This is a genomic window from Faecalibacter macacae (assembly GCF_003687725.1).
Classification (GTDB): Bacteria; Bacteroidota; Bacteroidia; order Flavobacteriales; family Weeksellaceae; genus Empedobacter; species Empedobacter macacae.
In genome coordinates, this window is sequence record NZ_RDOJ01000012.1 from 21060 (window position 1) to 39198 (window position 18139).

Annotated in this window: 22 protein-coding genes; 13 read left to right on the forward strand and 9 right to left on the reverse strand. The window is 31.2% G+C overall.

Annotated features, from left to right (window positions below; translation table 11 throughout):
• Positions 1 to 4: 4 nt before the first annotated feature.
• Positions 5 to 967 carry a PorP/SprF family type IX secretion system membrane protein gene (locus EAH69_RS09285; RefSeq protein WP_121934925.1) on the forward strand — a complete coding sequence of 321 codons (963 nt, stop codon included), beginning with the start codon at positions 5 to 7 and terminating at the stop codon, positions 965 to 967.
• Positions 968 to 1064: 97 nt separating this feature from the next.
• The gene (locus EAH69_RS09290; RefSeq protein WP_121934926.1) at positions 1065 to 1640 is read left to right on the forward strand and encodes a nuclease-related domain-containing protein; all 576 of its coding nucleotides are present in this window, start codon (positions 1065 to 1067) and stop codon (positions 1638 to 1640) included.
• A gap of 58 nt (positions 1641 to 1698) precedes the next feature.
• On the opposite strand, the gene EAH69_RS09295 is transcribed toward EAH69_RS09290, so the two are convergent.
• The 3 genes from EAH69_RS09295 to EAH69_RS09305 all read right to left on the reverse strand — a co-directional run bounded on the left by EAH69_RS09295 (position 1699) and on the right by EAH69_RS09305 (position 3937).
• Positions 1699 to 2664, reverse strand: coding sequence for a PstS family phosphate ABC transporter substrate-binding protein (locus tag EAH69_RS09295; protein ID WP_121934927.1), 966 nt, complete (start codon positions 2662 to 2664; stop codon positions 1699 to 1701).
• On the reverse strand, positions 2651 to 2842 hold the full coding sequence (locus EAH69_RS09300) for a C4-dicarboxylate ABC transporter (RefSeq protein ID WP_121934928.1): 192 nt from the start codon (positions 2840 to 2842) through the stop codon (positions 2651 to 2653). Before EAH69_RS09300 ends, EAH69_RS09295 begins: the two co-directional genes overlap by 14 nt.
• 150 nt (positions 2843 to 2992) lie before the next feature.
• Complete coding sequence (locus EAH69_RS09305; RefSeq protein WP_121934929.1) at positions 2993 to 3937, reverse strand: energy transducer TonB; 945 nt, start codon at positions 3935 to 3937, stop codon at positions 2993 to 2995.
• A gap of 93 nt (positions 3938 to 4030) precedes the next feature.
• Here EAH69_RS09305 and EAH69_RS09310 point away from each other — a divergent pair, with 93 nt between their 5' ends.
• From EAH69_RS09310 to EAH69_RS09345, 8 genes are all read left to right on the forward strand, one after another.
• Complete coding sequence (locus EAH69_RS09310; RefSeq protein WP_121934930.1) at positions 4031 to 4675, forward strand: carboxypeptidase-like regulatory domain-containing protein; 645 nt, start codon at positions 4031 to 4033, stop codon at positions 4673 to 4675.
• 102 nt (positions 4676 to 4777) lie between these two features.
• Positions 4778 to 5752 carry a tryptophan--tRNA ligase gene (gene trpS, locus EAH69_RS09315; protein WP_121934931.1) on the forward strand — a complete coding sequence of 325 codons (975 nt, stop codon included), beginning with the start codon at positions 4778 to 4780 and terminating at the stop codon, positions 5750 to 5752.
• A 106-nt stretch (positions 5753 to 5858) separates the two neighbouring features.
• Positions 5859 to 6188, forward strand: coding sequence for a HesB/IscA family protein (locus EAH69_RS09320; RefSeq protein ID WP_121934932.1), 330 nt, complete (start codon positions 5859 to 5861; stop codon positions 6186 to 6188).
• Positions 6145 to 7053, forward strand: coding sequence for a hypothetical protein (locus EAH69_RS09325; RefSeq protein WP_230466767.1), 909 nt, complete (start codon positions 6145 to 6147; stop codon positions 7051 to 7053). The genes EAH69_RS09320 and EAH69_RS09325 overlap by 44 nt, the downstream gene beginning before the upstream one ends.
• Positions 7054 to 7056: 3 nt before the next feature.
• Complete coding sequence (gene sufB / locus EAH69_RS09330; protein ID WP_121934934.1) at positions 7057 to 8514, forward strand: Fe-S cluster assembly protein SufB; 1458 nt, start codon at positions 7057 to 7059, stop codon at positions 8512 to 8514.
• 110 nt (positions 8515 to 8624) lie between these two features.
• Positions 8625 to 9380: a Fe-S cluster assembly ATPase SufC gene (sufC, locus tag EAH69_RS09335; protein WP_121934935.1), complete on the forward strand. Its 756-nt coding sequence runs from the start codon at positions 8625 to 8627 to the stop codon at positions 9378 to 9380.
• A gap of 108 nt (positions 9381 to 9488) precedes the next feature.
• Complete coding sequence (gene sufD / locus EAH69_RS09340; protein WP_121934936.1) at positions 9489 to 10808, forward strand: Fe-S cluster assembly protein SufD; 1320 nt, start codon at positions 9489 to 9491, stop codon at positions 10806 to 10808.
• Between the two features lie 153 nt (positions 10809 to 10961).
• The gene (locus EAH69_RS09345) at positions 10962 to 12185 is read left to right on the forward strand and encodes an aminotransferase class V-fold PLP-dependent enzyme (protein ID WP_121934937.1); all 1224 of its coding nucleotides are present in this window, start codon (positions 10962 to 10964) and stop codon (positions 12183 to 12185) included.
• 61 nt (positions 12186 to 12246) lie between these two features.
• Here the strand turns inward: EAH69_RS09345 and EAH69_RS09350 are convergent, their stop codons facing one another.
• The 3 genes from EAH69_RS09350 to EAH69_RS09360 all read right to left on the reverse strand — a co-directional run bounded on the left by EAH69_RS09350 (position 12247) and on the right by EAH69_RS09360 (position 13800).
• Positions 12247 to 12573 (reverse strand): single-stranded DNA-binding protein, encoded by a 327-nt coding sequence (locus EAH69_RS09350; protein ID WP_121934938.1) that lies wholly within the window; start codon positions 12571 to 12573, stop codon positions 12247 to 12249.
• 74 nt (positions 12574 to 12647) lie between these two features.
• A complete protein-coding gene (locus tag EAH69_RS09355) occupies positions 12648 to 13031 on the reverse strand; it encodes a DUF3037 domain-containing protein (RefSeq protein WP_121934939.1) in 384 nt (127 codons plus the stop codon).
• The gene (locus EAH69_RS09360) at positions 13009 to 13800 is read right to left on the reverse strand and encodes a HipA family kinase (protein WP_121934940.1); all 792 of its coding nucleotides are present in this window, start codon (positions 13798 to 13800) and stop codon (positions 13009 to 13011) included. Before EAH69_RS09360 ends, EAH69_RS09355 begins: the two co-directional genes overlap by 23 nt.
• Before the next feature lie 101 nt (positions 13801 to 13901).
• Between EAH69_RS09360 and EAH69_RS09365 the strand changes: the two genes are divergently transcribed.
• Positions 13902 to 14546, forward strand: a complete 645-nt coding sequence (locus EAH69_RS09365) for a SanA/YdcF family protein (RefSeq protein WP_121934941.1) — start codon at positions 13902 to 13904, stop codon at positions 14544 to 14546.
• Here the strand turns inward: EAH69_RS09365 and EAH69_RS09370 are convergent.
• The 3 genes from EAH69_RS09370 to dnaA are packed head-to-tail and all read right to left on the reverse strand — an operon-like array spanning position 14543 to position 17157.
• The gene (locus EAH69_RS09370) at positions 14543 to 15250 is read right to left on the reverse strand and encodes an SAM-dependent methyltransferase (RefSeq protein ID WP_121934942.1); all 708 of its coding nucleotides are present in this window, start codon (positions 15248 to 15250) and stop codon (positions 14543 to 14545) included. The genes EAH69_RS09365 and EAH69_RS09370 overlap by 4 nt on opposite strands.
• 8 nt (positions 15251 to 15258) lie before the next feature.
• Positions 15259 to 15705, reverse strand: coding sequence for a low molecular weight protein-tyrosine-phosphatase (locus tag EAH69_RS09375; RefSeq protein WP_121934943.1), 447 nt, complete (start codon positions 15703 to 15705; stop codon positions 15259 to 15261).
• A 24-nt stretch (positions 15706 to 15729) separates the two neighbouring features.
• Positions 15730 to 17157, reverse strand: coding sequence for a chromosomal replication initiator protein DnaA (dnaA, locus tag EAH69_RS09380; protein WP_121934944.1), 1428 nt, complete (start codon positions 17155 to 17157; stop codon positions 15730 to 15732).
• Positions 17158 to 17411: 254 nt separating this feature from the next.
• Here dnaA and EAH69_RS09385 point away from each other — a divergent pair, with 254 nt between their 5' ends.
• Both EAH69_RS09385 and EAH69_RS09390 read left to right on the forward strand, forming a co-directional pair.
• The gene (locus tag EAH69_RS09385; RefSeq protein ID WP_121934945.1) at positions 17412 to 17675 is read left to right on the forward strand and encodes a hypothetical protein; all 264 of its coding nucleotides are present in this window, start codon (positions 17412 to 17414) and stop codon (positions 17673 to 17675) included.
• 53 nt (positions 17676 to 17728) lie between these two features.
• Complete coding sequence (locus tag EAH69_RS09390; RefSeq protein ID WP_121934946.1) at positions 17729 to 18130, forward strand: acyl-CoA thioesterase; 402 nt, start codon at positions 17729 to 17731, stop codon at positions 18128 to 18130.
• Positions 18131 to 18139 lie beyond the last annotated feature (9 nt).

An 18139-nucleotide genomic window follows, 5' to 3' on the forward strand; every position in this document is an offset into this window, starting at 1 on the left:
CAATATGAAAAAGTTCGCTATACTATGTTTACTACTATGTTCTGTTAAGAACGTGTATGCTCAACAAGGTTTGCCATTTTATAATCACTATTTAGTTGGTGATAAAATGCTAATTAATCCAGCATATGCAGGTCAAGATCCTAATGTAATTTCTATCAACGGAACGCATAGAAATCAATGGGATGATTTACCAGATAGCCCAAGCACACAAACAGTAAGTGCACACGGAACTATCGTGGATCGTTTAGCAGTTGGTGCGTACTTTTTTAATGACAGAAATGGAGCAACTAAACTTACAGGGTTTAATTTAACTGCTGCATATCATATTCCTTTAGATGATCGTTCATATTCTGAAGAAGCAGAAGAAAGTGCATTCTCTTTTGGGGTTGGAGCTTCAAATGTTTCTCAACGATTTGATTTTTCAAGAGTAGTTGCTGAAAATCCAAATGATCCTGCTTTACAAACAGATTCTTATAACGCATTTTTCTTAAATTTAGGTTTATCTGTAAAGTATATGAATTTTACTGCAGGAATGTCAATTTTAGATATTCCATTAGGTGAAAATTTATATTTTATGAATAATATAGAACCTTTACCTACTTGGTATTACTTTAATTTAGGATATAATTGGTATATAACTGAAGGAATTCGTTTAGAACCATCTGTGGTCTATAACTTAAACTCAAATTCAGATCGTCATTTAGATGTTAATTTATTAGCGAATTTCGGCTTCGGAGATAATGGTCAAGGTGTAGGAGTAGGAGTTGGATATAAACAAGGATTAGACAACAATGGCAATCAGCCTTTATTTGTTTCGCCAATGTTAAAAGTAAAAGTTGGTTCGTTAAAAGCGGGTATGGCTTACGATATAGGGTTGTCAGATTTCCAAGTAGATGGACGTAAACAAGGTTTCTTATTTAGTCTTGGGTTTGATTTACAAAATCCTTGGGGAGATAGATATTACTAAAAATTACTTGATAATAATATAAAAGGGTTCGATTTTTCGAGCCCTTTTTTTGTTTTTGTCATATCAATTACCTTTGCACTCATTTTGAAGTGAGATTATGGGTTTTGTGATTTTTATTATTCTAATTATCGCCATGTTGTATTTGGTGTTTTTTCCACCTTCATCAGCAAAGATATTAGGAAATATAGGGGAGAGAGAAGTTAGAAAGAAATTAAAGAAATTAGATAAAAATAGATATACTATTTTCAATGATGTAGTATTTGATATTAAAGGAAAAAGTTCGCAAATAGATCATATTATCGTTTCTGATTATGGGATTTTTGTAATTGAAACGAAGAATTATAAAGGTTCTATTTATGGTTCTGAATACAATGAATATTGGACGCAGTATTTATATAAAAAGAAGTTTAAGTTATATAATCCTATCAAACAGAATCAAGGACATATTTATGCGATGCATTACGTATTAAAAGGTTTATTACCGATAGATTTTTATTCAATAATTGTATTTACCGAACGTGCGGATTTAAAAATAAAATCAAATACGCCTGTAATTTATTCTAATCGATTACTAAAAGTATTCAAAACTTATGATGAGATAAAATTGAATATCTATATGAAACAAGCTATAATTGATACGATTAATAAACATAATTTAAATTCTAACAAGTAATAGATATTATATAAAGAAAAAGCACCAAAATCAATTTTGATTGTGGTGCTTTTTTATATTAATTAGCTTTAATTTCTTTCTTTGGCTCAAGTGAATTTGAATTAATTTGAACTTCACGTTTGTATAAATAATAAGGCTGTAAATTCTCTTTCAAGATAATTAATTGTCCTTGTTGCGAACCAGTAAAACGAGTTAATCCAGCAGCAATTCCAAACCCTTTTTCATTTTTTAAGAAGTAAATTAAACGATGGAATGGATATTTTCCATTTCTTAAATTAGGATTAATAGGTTCAAAAATTTCACCTTTATCGTTTACAACTTTCAATATTTTAACTTTTGTTAAATAATCTTTTACTTTAGGATTATCTGTATCAGATAAAGTGTTTAAACCAATAATACCAATCGTTTTTTTATCATTCTGAACAAAATCAATCACATTTTCAGCAGATTTTAATGCTTTAATAGCTTGTCCTTTTGGAGGAGTAATACCTAAACGATCATTTAATGTATTAAAGTTAGCAGAGTTAGGATAATCAAAAACTAACTTGATGTCAGGGTTTTCATTATAAACGTTTGCTTTAATATCTTTTACACTTATAGATTCTATTGGATTTTCGATAGAAGTAACAAAAATTGTAGCGTCCATCCCAATTGGTGATGCCTTGTATAAAATTTTAGTTTTATTGAATAAGTAAGTTTCCTGATCTTTAGTTAAAGGTTTACTTACAATGGCAAATTCAGATTTTCCTTCATATAAATCTTGAATTGCAAGTTCTTCAATTTTAAAATCATAATCAAATTTTACTTCAGGATAATCAATTTGATACATTGAAGTGATTGCCTTTACTACGTTTTCGTAACTAGGATCAGCTGTGATTTTTAAAGTACCATAAGTATGTAAAGGTTTATCAATTCCTTTGGTTTTACTTTCTTCAACTTTTACTTCTTCTTTTTTATTACAAGAATTTGTAAATAATGAGATGGCTAAAATTCCACCTAATGCTAATATTTTATTTTTGATCATTTCTGTATCCTTTTATTGCACGGTAAACTCTAAATGAACCATAAATGATAAATAGAATTCCGAATAAAGTAGCTTTGATATCATCCAATTGAATGATAAAATATTTAAAAGTCCAAGTAAAAATCCCGATTAAAACATATCCGAGACCAATAATTCCGTAGGCAATATTTTTATTCATATATGCTACGAAAATACAAAAATCTAAGCTTTTAATAAAGTTATGATAAGTGTTATTGGAATATTTTTAGTTAAATCTGTATTAAAATATAAAGTAGAAGAACGAAATCCGAACCTCTACTTTATTATAGAAACACTAAAAATTGTATTATTACATTTGTTGAAAACGAACCGGAATTGAGAAAATTAAGTCAGCATCTGTATCATCTTGATATTTCGCAGGTTTAATTTTTTTACCTTTTCGTTGCAAATCTTTATTGATTTTTTCTAACGCTTTTTTCGCTTCTTTCCCTAAAGAAACATCGCTACCATTTGCCGATTTTACTTGCGTAATCTCTCCATTTCTATTGATAATAAATTGCATTTTCGCAACTGCATTCGTCTTGTTTTCTCTTTCAGCAATCGCAGCATAATCATCCATATTGTAAGATAATTCGTTCGATAATTTATCACTTAAACATTTTGTTAAAGCTTCATTTCCGTTTTTCGCTTCTTTCTCACAACCAGGATAAATTGCCATAACTTTTGCACTTTTAGTAGTAATAGCTTTTTTTACAACTTCTGGTGCTTTCGTTTCAGGTCCTTTCGGAATTTCAGCATTATTTTGTGATCCAGATACATTTTTATCACCTTCACTAACGTCACCTCCACCAACTTGTCCTGTAGATGCAATTGTTCCTTCTCTATTTTCAGCTCCTAAATCAGCACCTTCTAAATCTTTACGATCTACAATAGTTTCTTGCTCTTTTGGAGCTTCAGTAGGAGTAGGCATTATTTCCTTGATCTGTTTTGTGTCTAATTGTTCTCGTTTTACTTCTGTTGGTGGTTCTACTGGTGGTTCAACAATTTTTTCTTTTTCCATTTCATAAGGTGGAATTCCGTCTAAAACAATTGTAACTGTTTTATCATGATTTGTATAATTAATTTTATCCATTTTGTTTGAATAAACAAATCCTCCCATTCCTAAACCAACAATTCCAAATCCAATGAATAAAGCTTTCATTAAAGATTGATTTTCTGTAATTCTTAATTCATAAGCACCGTAAGATTTATTTCGATTTTCGAAAAGTATATCTAAAAATTTTCTGTTTTCCATATTAATAAAATTTTAAGGGTTTGTGAATCGATTCAATGAATAGATGCGAGTATTTTTAAAAAGGTTGGTTAGTATTTTAATTATTTTTAAAAAATGATTATTTTTAACAAAATCTTAAGAATTATGATCGAAATTCCACGACCTTGTCGTAAAAACTGGAACAATTTAGGAGGTAATGATCGTGCAAAGTATTGTTCTTTGTGTAAAAAGCATGTTTATAATTTAGATCAGCTTTCAGAAAATCAGGTTCTTAAATTAGTTAAAAGAGAAGGCAAATTGTGTGGTAAGATGGTAGTAAAACCTCAATTTCTATCATCTTTAATAAGACTAAGATTGTTGATGGTTGGTTTTGGATTATTTGTAACAAATGTTTTTGGTCAGCAAGATTCTATTCAGATAAAAGGAAGAGTTAGTGATGCGAATGGATTTCCAATTATGGATTCAAAAATTACGTTAAAGGATTTTCCGATCGAATCATTTTCGAATGAAAATGGAGAATTTGAATTAAAAGTTCCGAAAAATTTGAAAACATATGTTTTGATTGCGAAAGAATCTGAAAATAGAATTGAAATTTTATATAAAGAAGAAGAACTTTCACAAGAAATAATAATACCATTAGAACATCCTGATGATTTGATTTTGGGAGAAATTATCTATAAACCAACTTTTAAGCAACGAGTAATTAATACAATTACTTGGCCTTATCGCAAAATTCGTTCTACATTTTTTGATGATTAGTAATTTTTAATCATTAAAAATAAAATTCCCATAAACTTTCGTTTAAATTTCGCTGATTGGCATTGAAACATTATCTTTGCTAACTTATAAAAATCAACAGAAATGGCTAGAGTGCTTACGGGAATTCAAGCGACTGGAACTCCGCACTTAGGAAATATTTTAGGTGCAATTCAACCAGCGATTGAAATGACTCAACAAGAAGGAAATGATTCATTTATCTTTATTGCAGACTTACATTCTTTAACACAAATTAAGGATGCGGAGGTTTTAAAACAAAACACTTACGAAGTTGCTGCTACTTGGTTGGCTTTAGGATTAGATACTTCAAAAGTAGCTTTTTACCGTCAATCAGATGTAACAGAAACAACAGAGTTAACGTGGTATTTATTAAACTTTTTCCCATTCCAACGATTAACTTTAGCACACTCTTTCAAAGACAAGCAAGATTATTTAGCAGACGTTAATGCAGGGTTATTTACTTACCCAATTTTAATGGCAGCTGATATTTTATTATACGATGCAAATGTAGTTCCAGTAGGAAAAGATCAATTACAACATTTAGAAATTACACGTGATGTAGCATCTCGTTTCAATAACCAAATGGGAGAAACTTTTGTTATTCCAGAAGCAAAAATTGACGAGCAAGTAATGATTATTCCTGGTACTGATGGGAATAAAATGAGTAAATCTCGTAATAATTTCATCAATATTTTCTTACCAGAAAAACAATTACGTAAACAAGTAATGTCTATTGAAACGGATTCGACTCCTTTGGAAGATCCAAAAAATCCAGATACAGACAATGTTTTCGCGATTTACAAATTATTAGCATCTCCAGAGCAAATTGAAGAAATGCGTGAAAACTACTTAAAAGGTGGTTATGGATACGGTCATGCAAAACAAGCATTATACGAATTGATTTTAGAAAAATACGCAGTTGCTCGTTTAAAATTCAATGAGTTAATGGAAGATAAAGCAACATTAGACGCTTTCTTAGAAACTGGAGCTTCTAAAGCACGTGAAGTTGCACAAAGTGTTTTAAAAAGAACAAGAAATCAATTAGGTTTAAAGATATAGATTTAAGTAGTTAAGCTATTGTTATAATTTATATTATATGCTTATTTAATCTATTTCTAAATCGTAATTTTGTAATATATAAGAATCATAAAAAGATTTATTCAAGATGATTAAAGTAACAGAACAAGCTAAAAATAAAATCGCTTCACTTATGCAAGAAGAAGGATCTTCTATCGAAGAGTCTTTTGTAAGAGTAGGTGTAACAAGTGGAGGATGTTCAGGATTATCTTACGACTTAAAGTTTGATAAAGAACAACTACCAGAAGATAAGTTATACGAAGATAACGGAGTGAAAATCTTAGTTGATAAGAAATCATTCTTATACTTAGTAGGTATGACTTTAGAATATTCAGGAGGATTAAACGGAAAAGGATTCGTTTTTAACAATCCAAATGCAAGTAGAACTTGTGGATGTGGTGAAAGCTTCGCAGTTTAATCTTATGAAAAAGTTTGCATTCATAGTCTTAATGATACAAGGTTTGATGGTTTTCGCTCAGAAAACCATCAATTCTGAAACTTTAAAGACATTTAATGTAAATGAAGATTCTAAAAAAGTAAATTCGGCTTATGCAGAGAATATGTTTTTTGGAATTTTTGGAGTAAAACACTTTATAAATGCTTTAGATGTAAATTATAAAGGAGTTAAATCCATTACAATTACAAGTAATGCGAATCCTAAGATTAAAACGCCTGTTTACAAAGCGCTTTATAACCAGGATGGAACACTTGATATGTTCGAGATTAGTGAACAAATTGGGAATGCTTTACAAGTAAAATACGATTATAAAGAAGGTGTAATTGCAAAAGAGGTAATTCATTACCAAGGAAAAAATGCAATACTAAACACATTTTATTACAATGATGATAAAATGTATATCGAAAAACCAAATCAAAAATTTGAAATTGTTTGGTTAGAAGGTAATGTTCTTTTAAAGAAAGTATATACAGAAAACAACGTAGGTACAGAAGATCGCTTGATGCATAATTGTCGTATTACACGATCAATTGGTCAAGACATTAATAAAGTTTGTTTCAATGATGCGAATTTTAAAATTCCATTGGTAATTACAGACTATGTTCCAGAAGTTGATGCAAATACGTTAAAGATTAATTTATTAAAAGGAGAAGAATCTCAAATTAAATCAATCGGAACAAACAAATTTGCAATCGTATTACAAGGAAAAGAAAAGTTCCATATTTCTTTAGATAAAGAAAACCGTATTAAAAGTTTCAATTATTTAGGCAATCCGGCTTTACAAGAAAAGCCTATAGAATTTACGTTTGCCTATACAATGTTTTAGAAAATGAGTAACACAAAATATACAGAAGACGATCTACGTGAAGATCTTGCTAGCCAAAAACAATATGAGTTTGGTTGGACGACTGAAATGGAATATGAAGAATTCCCAGTTGGATTAAATGAAGACATCGTGCGTGCTATTTCAGCAAAAAAAGAGGAGCCAGAATGGATGACGGAATGGCGTTTAGAAGCTTTCCGTGCTTGGGAAAAAATGGAAGAGCCTGAATGGGCGAACGTAACTTACGAAAAGCCAGATTTTCAAGCAATCCAATATTATGCTGCTCCAAAACCTAAAAAAGAATTAGCAAGTTTAGACGAAGTTGATCCTGAATTATTAAAAACTTTTGAGAAATTAGGAATTTCTTTAGACGAACAAAAACGTTTAACTGGAGTAGCTATTGATGTAGTTTTTGATTCAGTTTCAGTAAAAACTACGTTTAGAGAAACACTTTTAGAAAAAGGAATTATTTTCTGTTCTATTTCTGAGGCTATCAAAGAGCACCCAGAATTAGTTAAGAAGTACATTGGTAAAGTAGTACCTCCAACAGATAATTTCTATGCAGCTTTAAACTCTGCGGTTTTCTCTGATGGTTCTTTCTGTTATATTCCAAAAGGTGTACGTTGTCCAATGGAATTATCAACGTACTTCCGTATCAACTCAGCAGGTACAGGACAATTCGAGCGTACATTATTAATCGCAGACGAAGGTTCTTACGTATCTTACTTAGAAGGTTGTACAGCACCAATGCGTGATGAAAATCAATTACACGCTGCAGTAGTTGAGTTATTAATCATGGATGATGCTGAAATTAAATATTCAACAGTTCAAAACTGGTTCCCAGGTGATGAAAACGGAAAAGGAGGTGTATTCAACTTTGTAACTAAACGTGCAGTTTGTGAGAAAAATGCAAAAGTTTCTTGGACTCAGGTTGAAACAGGTTCTGCCGTAACTTGGAAATATCCATCTTGTATCTTAAAAGGTGATAATTCAGCAGGTGAGTTTTACTCAATCGCTGTAACTAATCACTACCAACAAGCGGATACTGGAACTAAGATGATTCATATCGGAAAGAATTCGAAGTCTACAATTATTTCGAAAGGTATTTCTGCTGGTAAATCTCAAAACTCTTACCGTGGTTTAGTGAAAGTAATGAAAGGTGCTGAAGGAGCTCGTAACTTCTCTCAGTGTGATTCATTATTAATGGGTAACGAATGTGGAGCTCATACTTTCCCTTACATCGAAATTGAGAACAAAACAGCTCAATTAGAACACGAAGCAACAACTTCAAAAATTGGTGAAGATCAGTTATTCTACTGTAACCAACGTGGTATCGATACAGAAAAAGCAATTGCTTTAATTGTAAACGGTTTCAGCCGCGAGGTATTAGATAAATTACCAATGGAGTTCGCTGTAGAGGCTAAAAAATTATTAGAAATCTCATTAGAAGGTTCTGTAGGATAATTTTTAGAAACTAGAAGTTAGAATTTAGTAGTTAGAAATTAACAATAATATAAGGTTAGTAGATGAGCAGTTCTAAAATCTGACATCTCAAATCTCAAATCTGAATAAAAATGTTATTAAATATACAAGACTTACACGCTCGTATCGAGGAGCGCGAAATTTTAAAAGGTTTAAATTTACAAATCAATCCAGGTGAGGTTCACGCAATTATGGGACCAAACGGTGCTGGTAAATCAACTTTATCTAATGTTATTACAGGTAGAGAAGATTACGAAGTAACTGACGGAGATATTCAATTAGATGACGAATCGATCTTAGAATTAGCTCCAGAAGAAAGAGCGCAAAAAGGTATTTTCATGTCGTTCCAATACCCAATTGAAATTCCTGGTGTTTCTGTAACAAACTTCATCAAAACTTCTATCAACGAAACGCGTAAAGCGCAAGGCTTAGAAGAAATGGGAGCTTCAGAAATGTTAAAAGAAATTCGTGCGAAAGCTGAGTTATTAGGTATCAAAAAAGATTTCTTATCTCGTTCTTTAAATGAAGGATTCTCTGGTGGTGAGAAAAAACGTAACGAAATTTTCCAAATGTTAATGTTAAACCCAAAATTAGCAATCTTAGATGAAACTGATTCTGGATTAGATATCGATGCTTTACGTATCGTTGCTGAAGGGGTTAACGCTTTCAAAAATGAAAACAACGGAGTTTTAGTAATTACACACTACCAACGTTTATTAGACTACATCGTTCCTGATTTCGTTCACGTTTTAGCGGACGGAAAAATCATCAAATCTGGAGGTAAAGAATTAGCTTTAGAATTAGAAGAAAAAGGATACGACTGGGTTAAAGAAGAGGCAGGAATCTAATTATTTTAGAAGTTAGAAGTTAGAAATTAGGAGTTAGAAATTAGTTTATCTAATATTTCACATCTAAAATCTCACATCTAGAATCTAGAATCTAAAATCTAATAAAAGATGATTGATTTAAAAGAAAATTTAGTTTCTCGTCATAATGCGTTTTTAGAAGCGAACCAAACAAATCCAACCGTGGATGGATTGCGTAAGGAAGCGATTGAAATCTTCAATAACGAAGGTTTCCCAAAACGTAAGGACGAAGAATGGAAATATACAAATGTTGCACCTTTAGTAAAAGTAGATTATACTTTAAACGCTGAAGAAGCAACAGTTGATGCTGAAACAATCAACGGTTTATTTGTAAACAACTTAGACTCAAACAAAGTTGTTTTCGTAAACGGTAAATTTGATGCAGCATTATCTTCTATCGATTCAGAAGAAGTTACAATTAAACCTTTAAGCGAGGTTTTAGTTGATGCTCCTTACCAAGAAGTTGTAGAACAATTCTACGGAAAAATTGCATTAAAAAATGAAGCATTTGTTGCTTTAAATAATGCGTATGCAACGGAAGGATTTTTCGTACAAGTTGCTAAAAATAAAATCGTAGAAACACCAATCGAAGTGTTATATATCGCAACAGGAAATACGCAAGAAGCTTTATTACAACCAAGAAATTTAGTTGTAATTGGAGATCAAGCGAAAGTTCAAATCATCGAGAAACACGTTACTTTAAACGAAACTGCAAACTTAACGAATGCATTAACGGAAGTTAACGTAGGTAAAAACGCTGATTTATTCTTATATAAATTCCAAAACGATACAGATAACGTTTCGTTAATTGATAATACATACATCAACCAAGAACGCGATTCTCGTGCACACGTTTTCACATTTGCCTTTGGAGGGAAAATTGTTCGTAACAATTTAAACTTCTTCCAAAACGGAGAAAACTGTAATTCTGTAATGGATGGTATTACAATGATCGAGAATAAACAACACGTGGATCACCACACATTTGTTGAGCATAATTTCCCTAACTGTGAATCTCACGAGTTATACAAAGGAATTTATGATGGTAAATCTGAAGGTGTTTTCAACGGTAAAATTTTCGTTCACAAAGAAGCTCAGAAATTAAATGCGTTCCAACAAAATAACAACGTATTATTATCTGATACTGCTTCGATCAACACAAAACCTCAGTTAGAGATTTTTGCTGATGATGTAAAATGTTCTCACGGATGTACTGTTGGTCAGTTAGCAGAAGATTCTTTATTCTATATGCAACAACGTGGTATTCCACAAAAAGAAGCTAAAGCTTTATTATTATATGCTTTTGCATCTGATGCTTTACAACGTGTAGCAATTGAAGAAATACAAAATGTCGTAAATCATATGATTGCAGCTAAATTAGGTGTAGATATTGATTTCGAATTAAATTAATATTTGAGTTATAAGTATTAAGTAATAAGTTTTAAGTAAACTTATTTTAAAATATAAAGTAAGTATTTAAAGCAATTTTGAATACTTACTTTTTTTGTTCTTAATTTTGAGAAAGCTCATAACTCATAATTCATAACTTAAAACTTTATAATAATGTCATTAGATATTCAAAATATAAGAAGTCAATTTCCAATTTTAAATCGTGAAGTTAATGGGAAACCATTAGTTTACTTTGATAACGGAGCTACTTCTCAAAAGCCAAAAGTTGTATTAGATGTTTTAGACGAATATTACGAAAAATACAATGCGAATGTTCATCGCGGAATTCACACATTAAGCCAGGAAGCAACTGATTTAATGGAAGAATCTCGTCGTAAGATTCAGGCTTTTATCAATGCTAAACACGATCATGAAGTTATTTTTACACGTGGTACAACAGAATCAATCAATTTAGTAGCGAATACAATTGGTCAATTATTAACGGCTGATGATGAGATTATCATTACTGAAATCGAACATCATTCGAATATTGTGCCTTGGCAATTGGTTACTCAACGTACCGGAGCAAAGTTAAAATACATTCCGTTAACGGCTGAAGGTATTTTAGATATTGCGAAATTGGACGAATTATTAACGGATAAAACGAAATTGGTTTGTGTTAATCAAGTATCGAATGCGTTAGGAGTTGTAAATCCAATTGAAACAATTATCAAAAAAGCACACGCAAAAGGTGCTTGGGTTTTAATTGATGGTGCGCAATCTGTTCCGCATACAAAAATTGATGTACAAGCTTTAGATGCTGATTTCTTAGCGTTTTCTGGACATAAAATGTACGGACCAACTGGAATCGGAATTTTATACGGAAAAGAAGAAATCTTAAATCAATTGCCACCTTTCCATGGAGGTGGAGAGATGATTAAAGATGTTACGATGGAAGTTTCTACATATGCTTGTTTACCATTCAAATTTGAAGCAGGAACACCTGACGTTGCCGGTATAATCGGTTTAGGAGCAGCAGTAGATTTTATCAATTCAATCGGTATTGAAGCGATTCACGATTACGAAGAAGAATTAGTTAATTATACAATTGAGCGTTTATCAGAATTTGAAGAAGTTGTGATTTATGCTAAGGATGCAAAACACGCTGGAGCGGTTTCTTTCAATTTAAAATTAGATGGTGTTCATTCATCGGATGTCGGAATGATTTTAGATAAAAAAGGAATTGCAGTTCGTACGGGGCATCACTGTGCGCAGCCAATTATGCACCATTTCGGGATTCCTGGAACAGTACGTGCATCGTTTGGTATCTACAACACAAAAGAAGAAATTGATACGTTTATTGATGGTTTAAAAACCGCAATTCGTATGTTAGGATAAAATATATCAATTTAACTATATAAGAAATGGGAAGCCTTGGGTTCCCATTTCCTGTTTTGGATTATAACAATATAATTTCCTCTACGACTATCTCAGCTACATGTTTCACAATACCTTCTTTGGTTGTATAATCGTTATACGATAATTTCCCTTCGACAGCTATTTGTTTTCCTTTTGTAACGTGCTGCTCAACGATGTTTGATAAATTACCCCAAACGACTAAATTATGCCAAGTAGTTTGTTCTACTTTCTCTCCTTTAGCATTGGAATAGCTTTCGTTTGTCGCTAAACTCAATCGAGCCAATTTCTTGTTGTTGTCCAAAACTTTTATTTCTGGATCTTGTCCTACATGTCCAATTAATTGAACTTTGTTTCTTAATGTACTCATGGCGATAAATAATTTAAATTAAATGTATATCACTAAGTTACGTAAATAAAATTAACTAATAGGTTATTAATTACTTAAACGACATGCTCACGATATAATTTTTCCAATAGTTTATCCAGATTATATGTTTTACCTGGATGTGGGCGAGAAGTTTGAATACATGAACTTCTTACGGCAGTTAACCAACGAAAACGTTCTTGAATTTCGAATTTCGAAACACCAGAGTAAACATTAGATCCTTCTGCAATCTGACTTAAAGCTTTTAAATTAGAATCAATAAAACATAAATCAAAATCGTGTGCAAAAGCATTGATTCGTTGATCATTGATGAAGTATTTTACTTTTAAATATTTCTCTCTTTTCGAAAAAACAATTACACCAACATTGACAAACTCTTCTCGTTCTACTTTAGGAACAAATCGGATGATGGCGTACTCATACAAGATTTTTTCTGGCATCGTTTGCTTCGTTTATAAAGTTAATAGAGTGTTCTAATCGTAATTCGATGAAAGCTTTATACGTTTCTCTCATTTCAGAAATTGACATATTATAAGCTTCAGTTTCGTACCATTCATCAGGAATTAGATTGACTAATTCGTCCACAAAATCACAAGTCAAAATAGCTTTAAATTCAGCATCAACTTCCTCTAATTTTATTGCATTTTTAAGTAAAACATGATCCTTGATTTGCGGAAATTTAGTTTTTGCTGATGTTTCCCAATTGTCCCAAGAATGATGAAAATAGTAGGCAGCACCATGATCAATTAACCATAATTCTTTGTTCCACATCAACATATTTGTATTACGATACGTTCGGTCTACATTGGTAATAAATGCATCTAACCAAACAATTTGAGAGGCTAATTTATCATCAACTGGCATTACAGCCGGATCGTAATTTATAGAACCAGATAAGAAATGTAAAGCTAAATTAGTTCCTTCACTAAATTTTAATAAATCCTGAATTTCTTCATCCGCTTCAGTTCTACCAAAATCAACATCTAATAAAGCAAAAACCAATTCAGGAACTTTAAAGCCTAATTTACGAGCAATTTCACCTCCTAATAATTCGGAAATTAACATACGTGGTCCGTGACCTGCTCCTTTGAATTTTAAAACATATTTAAATCCGTCATCAGCATCTGCTAATGCAGGAAGTGAACCGCCTTCTCTCAATGCCTGTAAATAGCGTTCAACAGTAACTGTTCGTAAATCTAATTTTTTCATTGTAATTTAAAAGTCTACAAATTTAGTATAAAATTAGCATTTTATTTTTTTGATTTATTATTCAGATAAATCATCTTTGTACAAGGTTATTTAATAGGAAAATGCGTATAGGAAAATTTATAGTAACAAGAGTTTCAGCCATATTTATATTAGGAGCTATTGGGTTACTTGTTTTTTTAATTGCTTTACAAGCGTATACTTCTCGTTTTATTTTTCAAGATAAATTTGATATTCCTAATAAATATAGAGTAGGAGTGGTTTTTGGTGCGAAATTAAATGCTGATGGAACACCAGGTACCTACTTAAAAGATAGGTTAGATACAGCTTTAGATTTATATTATTCGCATAAAATTGATATTATTATTCTTTCTGGTGAAAGATTGAATCAGAATTTTAATGAAATTGATGTTATGGAGAAATATATTTTAGAAAATGGAGTACCGATTGAAAGAACGTATTTAGATACTGGTGGACTGGATACGTATAGTACTGTTTATCGTGTAAAGCATATATTCCAGTTTGATAAAGTTATCTATATTACTCAGAATTTCCATTTAACTCGTGCTACATTTTTAGGAAAAATGATGGGTGTTGATTGTGTAGGTTATAATGCAGATGGCTCTAAATATAAAAACCTCAATGAACATAAATTCAGAGAGGTCTTTGCAAATATTAAAGCAATGCTTGATTTTTCTAATGATCGTCAACCTGATGTTTTGGTTGACAGTAAAGATTCAATTAATTAGGCCTGCATCACGTAGATTGCTGGTCTTTTATGGAAATCGTATTTTTCGTTTTTCCAATCTTTGATTGATCTTGTTCTGATATCTTCAGATTCTAAAGTAATATCACAAGCCACACAAATTTTAGTGTCAGTACGTAAGATTTTAGTTAAATCTTCAATCATTTGATTGTTTCTATACGGTGTTTCCATAAATATTTGTGCAACTCCAGTTCTAGAACTTTCTGCTTCTAACTGTCCTAAACGTTTTTTACGTTCATTTTTGTCTATTGGTAAATACCCGTGAAAAGCGAAGTTTTGTCCATTCATTCCAGAAGCCATTAAAGCCATTAATATAGAAGATGGTCCTACTAAAGGAACAACCTGAATTTTTTTGTCTTGAGCTACTTTTACTAATTGTGCACCTGGATCTGCAACAGCAGGTAATCCAGCTTCAGAAATAATTCCGATTGTTTTTCCTTGGTCTAATAATTTAACCAATTCAAATAATTCTTGCGGATTTGTATCTTTATCTAAAATGTAAAGATCTAAATCAGATTGAACTTTTTCTGGGCAAACTTGTTTGATGAATTTACGTGCAGATTTTTCGTTTTCAACCACAAATGTGTTGATAGAACGAATAATTTCTAAGTTAAACTCTGGTAAAACTCTATTATATGGACTTTCTCCCAATAAACTTGGGATAAGATAAACTTTTGAAGTTGTCATTTTGGGTATTATAAATTGTATTTTTCGATAAGGCCGTCTGTTGCTTTATCTAATAATTGATAGACTTGTTCAAAAGCCTCATCATTTTCGTAATAAGGGTCAGGAACATTATTTGCTTCTCCTAAACCTTCTTTCAAGATTAATTTTACTTTATTTCGTTCTTCTTCAGTACGAGCTAATTGTTGTAAATCGATAGAATTTTGTTTATCCATCGCAAAAATTAGATCAAATTCTTCGAAGAAAATAGGATTAAAGTGCATTGCTCTTTGGTCTGAAATATCTACACCATATTTTTTAGCAACAGCAATAGAACGACGATCAGGTTGTTCACCAACATGCCAATCTCCTGTCCCTGCAGAATCTACTAAATGGTTATCTCCAACTTTAGCTTGTAAAATTCCTTCAGCTAAAGGCGAACGACAAATGTTACCTAAGCAAACCATTAAAATTTTCATTGTATTGATAATTTATAGGAAAAATTAATCTGCAATTTTACGAGAAATATCTTCGATGTAACCACGGAAAGCTTTATCAGTTTCTTGTAAATTTTTAACTGTTTTACAAGCGTGTAATACTGTCGCGTGATCTCTTTTACCAATTTGTGAACCAATACTTGCTAAAGACGCTTTAGTATATTGTTTTGCAAAATACATGGCTAATTGTCTTGCTTGTACCACATCTCGTTTACGAGTTTTTGATTGAATATCATCCATCGAAACTTTAAAGTATTCGCAAACGGTTTTTTGGATGTAATCGATAGAAATTTCTTTACGAGCTGTTTGTACTAATTTAGATAAAGTACGAGCAGTTAATTCTAAAGTAATTTCTCTTTTATTTAATGTTGCTTGAGCAATGATTGAGTTTAATGAACCTTCTAATTCACGAACATTGGTATCAATATTCTGAGCGATATAATCCATTACTTCATCTGGGAAAATAATTCCGTCTTTCTCTAATTTCTGTTTTAAGATGTGTAAACGAGTGTTGTAATCAGGATTTTGTAAATCTGCTGATAATCCCCATTTGAAACGAGAAATTAAACGCTGTTCCATATCTTGAATATCTGCTGGAGATTTGTCAGAAGTTAAGATAATCTGATTTCCTCTTTGGTGTAAATGATTAAAGATGTGGAAGAAAACTTCTTGCGTTTTAGTTTTTCCAGATAAAAACTGAATATCATCCATAATTAATACATCAATCATTTGATAAAAGTGGATGAAATCGTTTTGATTATTGTTTTTAACAGCTTCAATAAACTGTTGTGTAAATTTTTCGGTTGATACGTACAATACTGTTTTGTCTGGGTGTAGTTCTTTAACTTCTAAACCTATAGCATGTACTAAGTGAGTTTTTCCTAAACCAACACTACCATATATAAATAATGGGTTAAATGATGTTCCTCCTGGACGTTTTGAAATCGCACGACCTGCTGCACGAGCTAAACGATTAGATTCACCTTCGATAAAATTATCAAAAGTGTAGTTTGGATTTAGTTGAGAGTCAATCTTTAATTTTTGTAAACCAGGAATAACAAACGGATTCATTAATCTCGTTTTATCCATAGGTATTGGCGCATCAACTTCTTGTGGTTGAGGCTTTTCTTTATTAGAACTTGGAATGCGAACAGTGTAAGGATCACGACCTTGAGTCTTTTGATCCATCAAAATACTATATACCAATTTAGCATCGCTACCTAACTCACGTTGAAGGGCGCTTTTTAATATTTTGATGTAATGTTCTTCTAGCCATTCGTAAAAGAATTTACTAGGAACTTGAATGGTTAAAATATTACCATTTATTTTTGCAGGTCGTATAGGTAAAAACCATGTATTAAACGCATCTTCAGCAATATTATCTTTGATGTATTTTAAACAGTTTTCCCACACGGAGTTTGCAGTAATTGTCATACTTAAGTCCAAAAATTAATAAAATTAAAAGTTAAAGAATTGAAACTCAGTAAGGTGAAAAACCAACCGATAGATTACAAAAATGTGAACAAATTTTTAATAAAAAAAACACTTTAGGTATTGATATATTAGAAAATAGTTTGTATTATATATTGTCAATAAATATAATTAGTTAGAATCAAATGATATCAAAATAATTTATTCAAATCTATCATTAATTTGTAAGTGTAATTTAGTTAGAATAAATTTGCAATATGACACTTACACAAGAACAATTAGACCAAGCAACAACTAAAATTGAATCTCATTTAAAAGACATTGGGATATTAAATCAATTTTCTTTAAAAAATATTGTTGAATCACAAGAAAATGAATTGATTCGTATTTTTGTTTATGAAATTGCTAATCCAACTTTTTCTACTTTAATACATATTCAATACGATTTTTCTAGGGAAGATAATCAACAAAATTCTTCTCCATCTTTTAGTTGGATGGATTACAAAAAAATTACTGAATAAGCTATTTCTTTATATATAGAGGAATAGCTTATTTTATTTATAGCAATATTATAATGAAAACTTTTCGAGTAAAACACCGTGTAACTTATGCTAAGACAGACCAGATGGGAGTGGTGTACCATGGAAATTATGCTGAATTTTATGAAATTGGTAGAGCAGAAATGTTACGTGATGTAGGTTATCCGTATGCTGAATTGGAAAAGCAAGGAATACAAATGCCAATTTTGGATTTACATTCTAAATTTATTGGTAGTGCTTTATATGATGAATTGATTACGATAGAGGCTATTGTATATGAAAGAATGGAAGGGGTGCGTATAAAAGTTGATTATAAGATTTATAATGAACAAGAAAAATTGATTAATGAAGGATATACAACATTATGTTGTATAAATGCCGAAACAAAGCGACCTGTAAGAATTCCTAATGAAATGTGGGAAAGTTTAGGATTCTAAGAAGACTAT

What these genes read in the sequence shown, in the direction of transcription:
- EAH69_RS09360 (WP_121934940.1), bottom strand. Translation starts at nt 13,800, where the DNA reads ATGAAAAAATTAGATTTACGAACAGTTACTGTTGAACGCTATTTACAG.
- EAH69_RS09365 (WP_121934941.1), top strand. Translation starts at nt 13,902, where the DNA reads ATGCGTATAGGAAAATTTATAGTAACAAGAGTTTCAGCCATATTTATA.
- EAH69_RS09355 (WP_121934939.1), bottom strand. Translation starts at nt 13,031, where the DNA reads ATGCCAGAAAAAATCTTGTATGAGTACGCCATCATCCGATTTGTTCCT.
- dnaA (WP_121934944.1), bottom strand. Translation starts at nt 17,157, where the DNA reads ATGACAATTACTGCAAACTCCGTGTGGGAAAACTGTTTAAAATACATC.
- EAH69_RS09385 (WP_121934945.1), top strand. Translation starts at nt 17,412, where the DNA reads ATGACACTTACACAAGAACAATTAGACCAAGCAACAACTAAAATTGAA.
- EAH69_RS09325 (WP_230466767.1), top strand. Translation starts at nt 6,145, where the DNA reads ATGCAAGTAGAACTTGTGGATGTGGTGAAAGCTTCGCAGTTTAATCTT.
- EAH69_RS09345 (WP_121934937.1), top strand. Translation starts at nt 10,962, where the DNA reads ATGTCATTAGATATTCAAAATATAAGAAGTCAATTTCCAATTTTAAAT.
- EAH69_RS09350 (WP_121934938.1), bottom strand. Translation starts at nt 12,573, where the DNA reads ATGAGTACATTAAGAAACAAAGTTCAATTAATTGGACATGTAGGACAA.
- EAH69_RS09305 (WP_121934929.1), bottom strand. Translation starts at nt 3,937, where the DNA reads ATGGAAAACAGAAAATTTTTAGATATACTTTTCGAAAATCGAAATAAA.
- EAH69_RS09390 (WP_121934946.1), top strand. Translation starts at nt 17,729, where the DNA reads ATGAAAACTTTTCGAGTAAAACACCGTGTAACTTATGCTAAGACAGAC.
- sufB (WP_121934934.1), top strand. Translation starts at nt 7,057, where the DNA reads ATGAGTAACACAAAATATACAGAAGACGATCTACGTGAAGATCTTGCT.
- EAH69_RS09290 (WP_121934926.1), top strand. Translation starts at nt 1,065, where the DNA reads ATGGGTTTTGTGATTTTTATTATTCTAATTATCGCCATGTTGTATTTG.
- EAH69_RS09310 (WP_121934930.1), top strand. Translation starts at nt 4,031, where the DNA reads ATGATTATTTTTAACAAAATCTTAAGAATTATGATCGAAATTCCACGA.
- trpS (WP_121934931.1), top strand. Translation starts at nt 4,778, where the DNA reads ATGGCTAGAGTGCTTACGGGAATTCAAGCGACTGGAACTCCGCACTTA.
- sufD (WP_121934936.1), top strand. Translation starts at nt 9,489, where the DNA reads ATGATTGATTTAAAAGAAAATTTAGTTTCTCGTCATAATGCGTTTTTA.
- EAH69_RS09300 (WP_121934928.1), bottom strand. Translation starts at nt 2,842, where the DNA reads ATGAATAAAAATATTGCCTACGGAATTATTGGTCTCGGATATGTTTTA.
- sufC (WP_121934935.1), top strand. Translation starts at nt 8,625, where the DNA reads ATGTTATTAAATATACAAGACTTACACGCTCGTATCGAGGAGCGCGAA.
- EAH69_RS09370 (WP_121934942.1), bottom strand. Translation starts at nt 15,250, where the DNA reads ATGACAACTTCAAAAGTTTATCTTATCCCAAGTTTATTGGGAGAAAGT.
- EAH69_RS09295 (WP_121934927.1), bottom strand. Translation starts at nt 2,664, where the DNA reads ATGATCAAAAATAAAATATTAGCATTAGGTGGAATTTTAGCCATCTCA.
- EAH69_RS09285 (WP_121934925.1), top strand. Translation starts at nt 5, where the DNA reads ATGAAAAAGTTCGCTATACTATGTTTACTACTATGTTCTGTTAAGAAC.
- EAH69_RS09375 (WP_121934943.1), bottom strand. Translation starts at nt 15,705, where the DNA reads ATGAAAATTTTAATGGTTTGCTTAGGTAACATTTGTCGTTCGCCTTTA.
- EAH69_RS09320 (WP_121934932.1), top strand. Translation starts at nt 5,859, where the DNA reads ATGATTAAAGTAACAGAACAAGCTAAAAATAAAATCGCTTCACTTATG.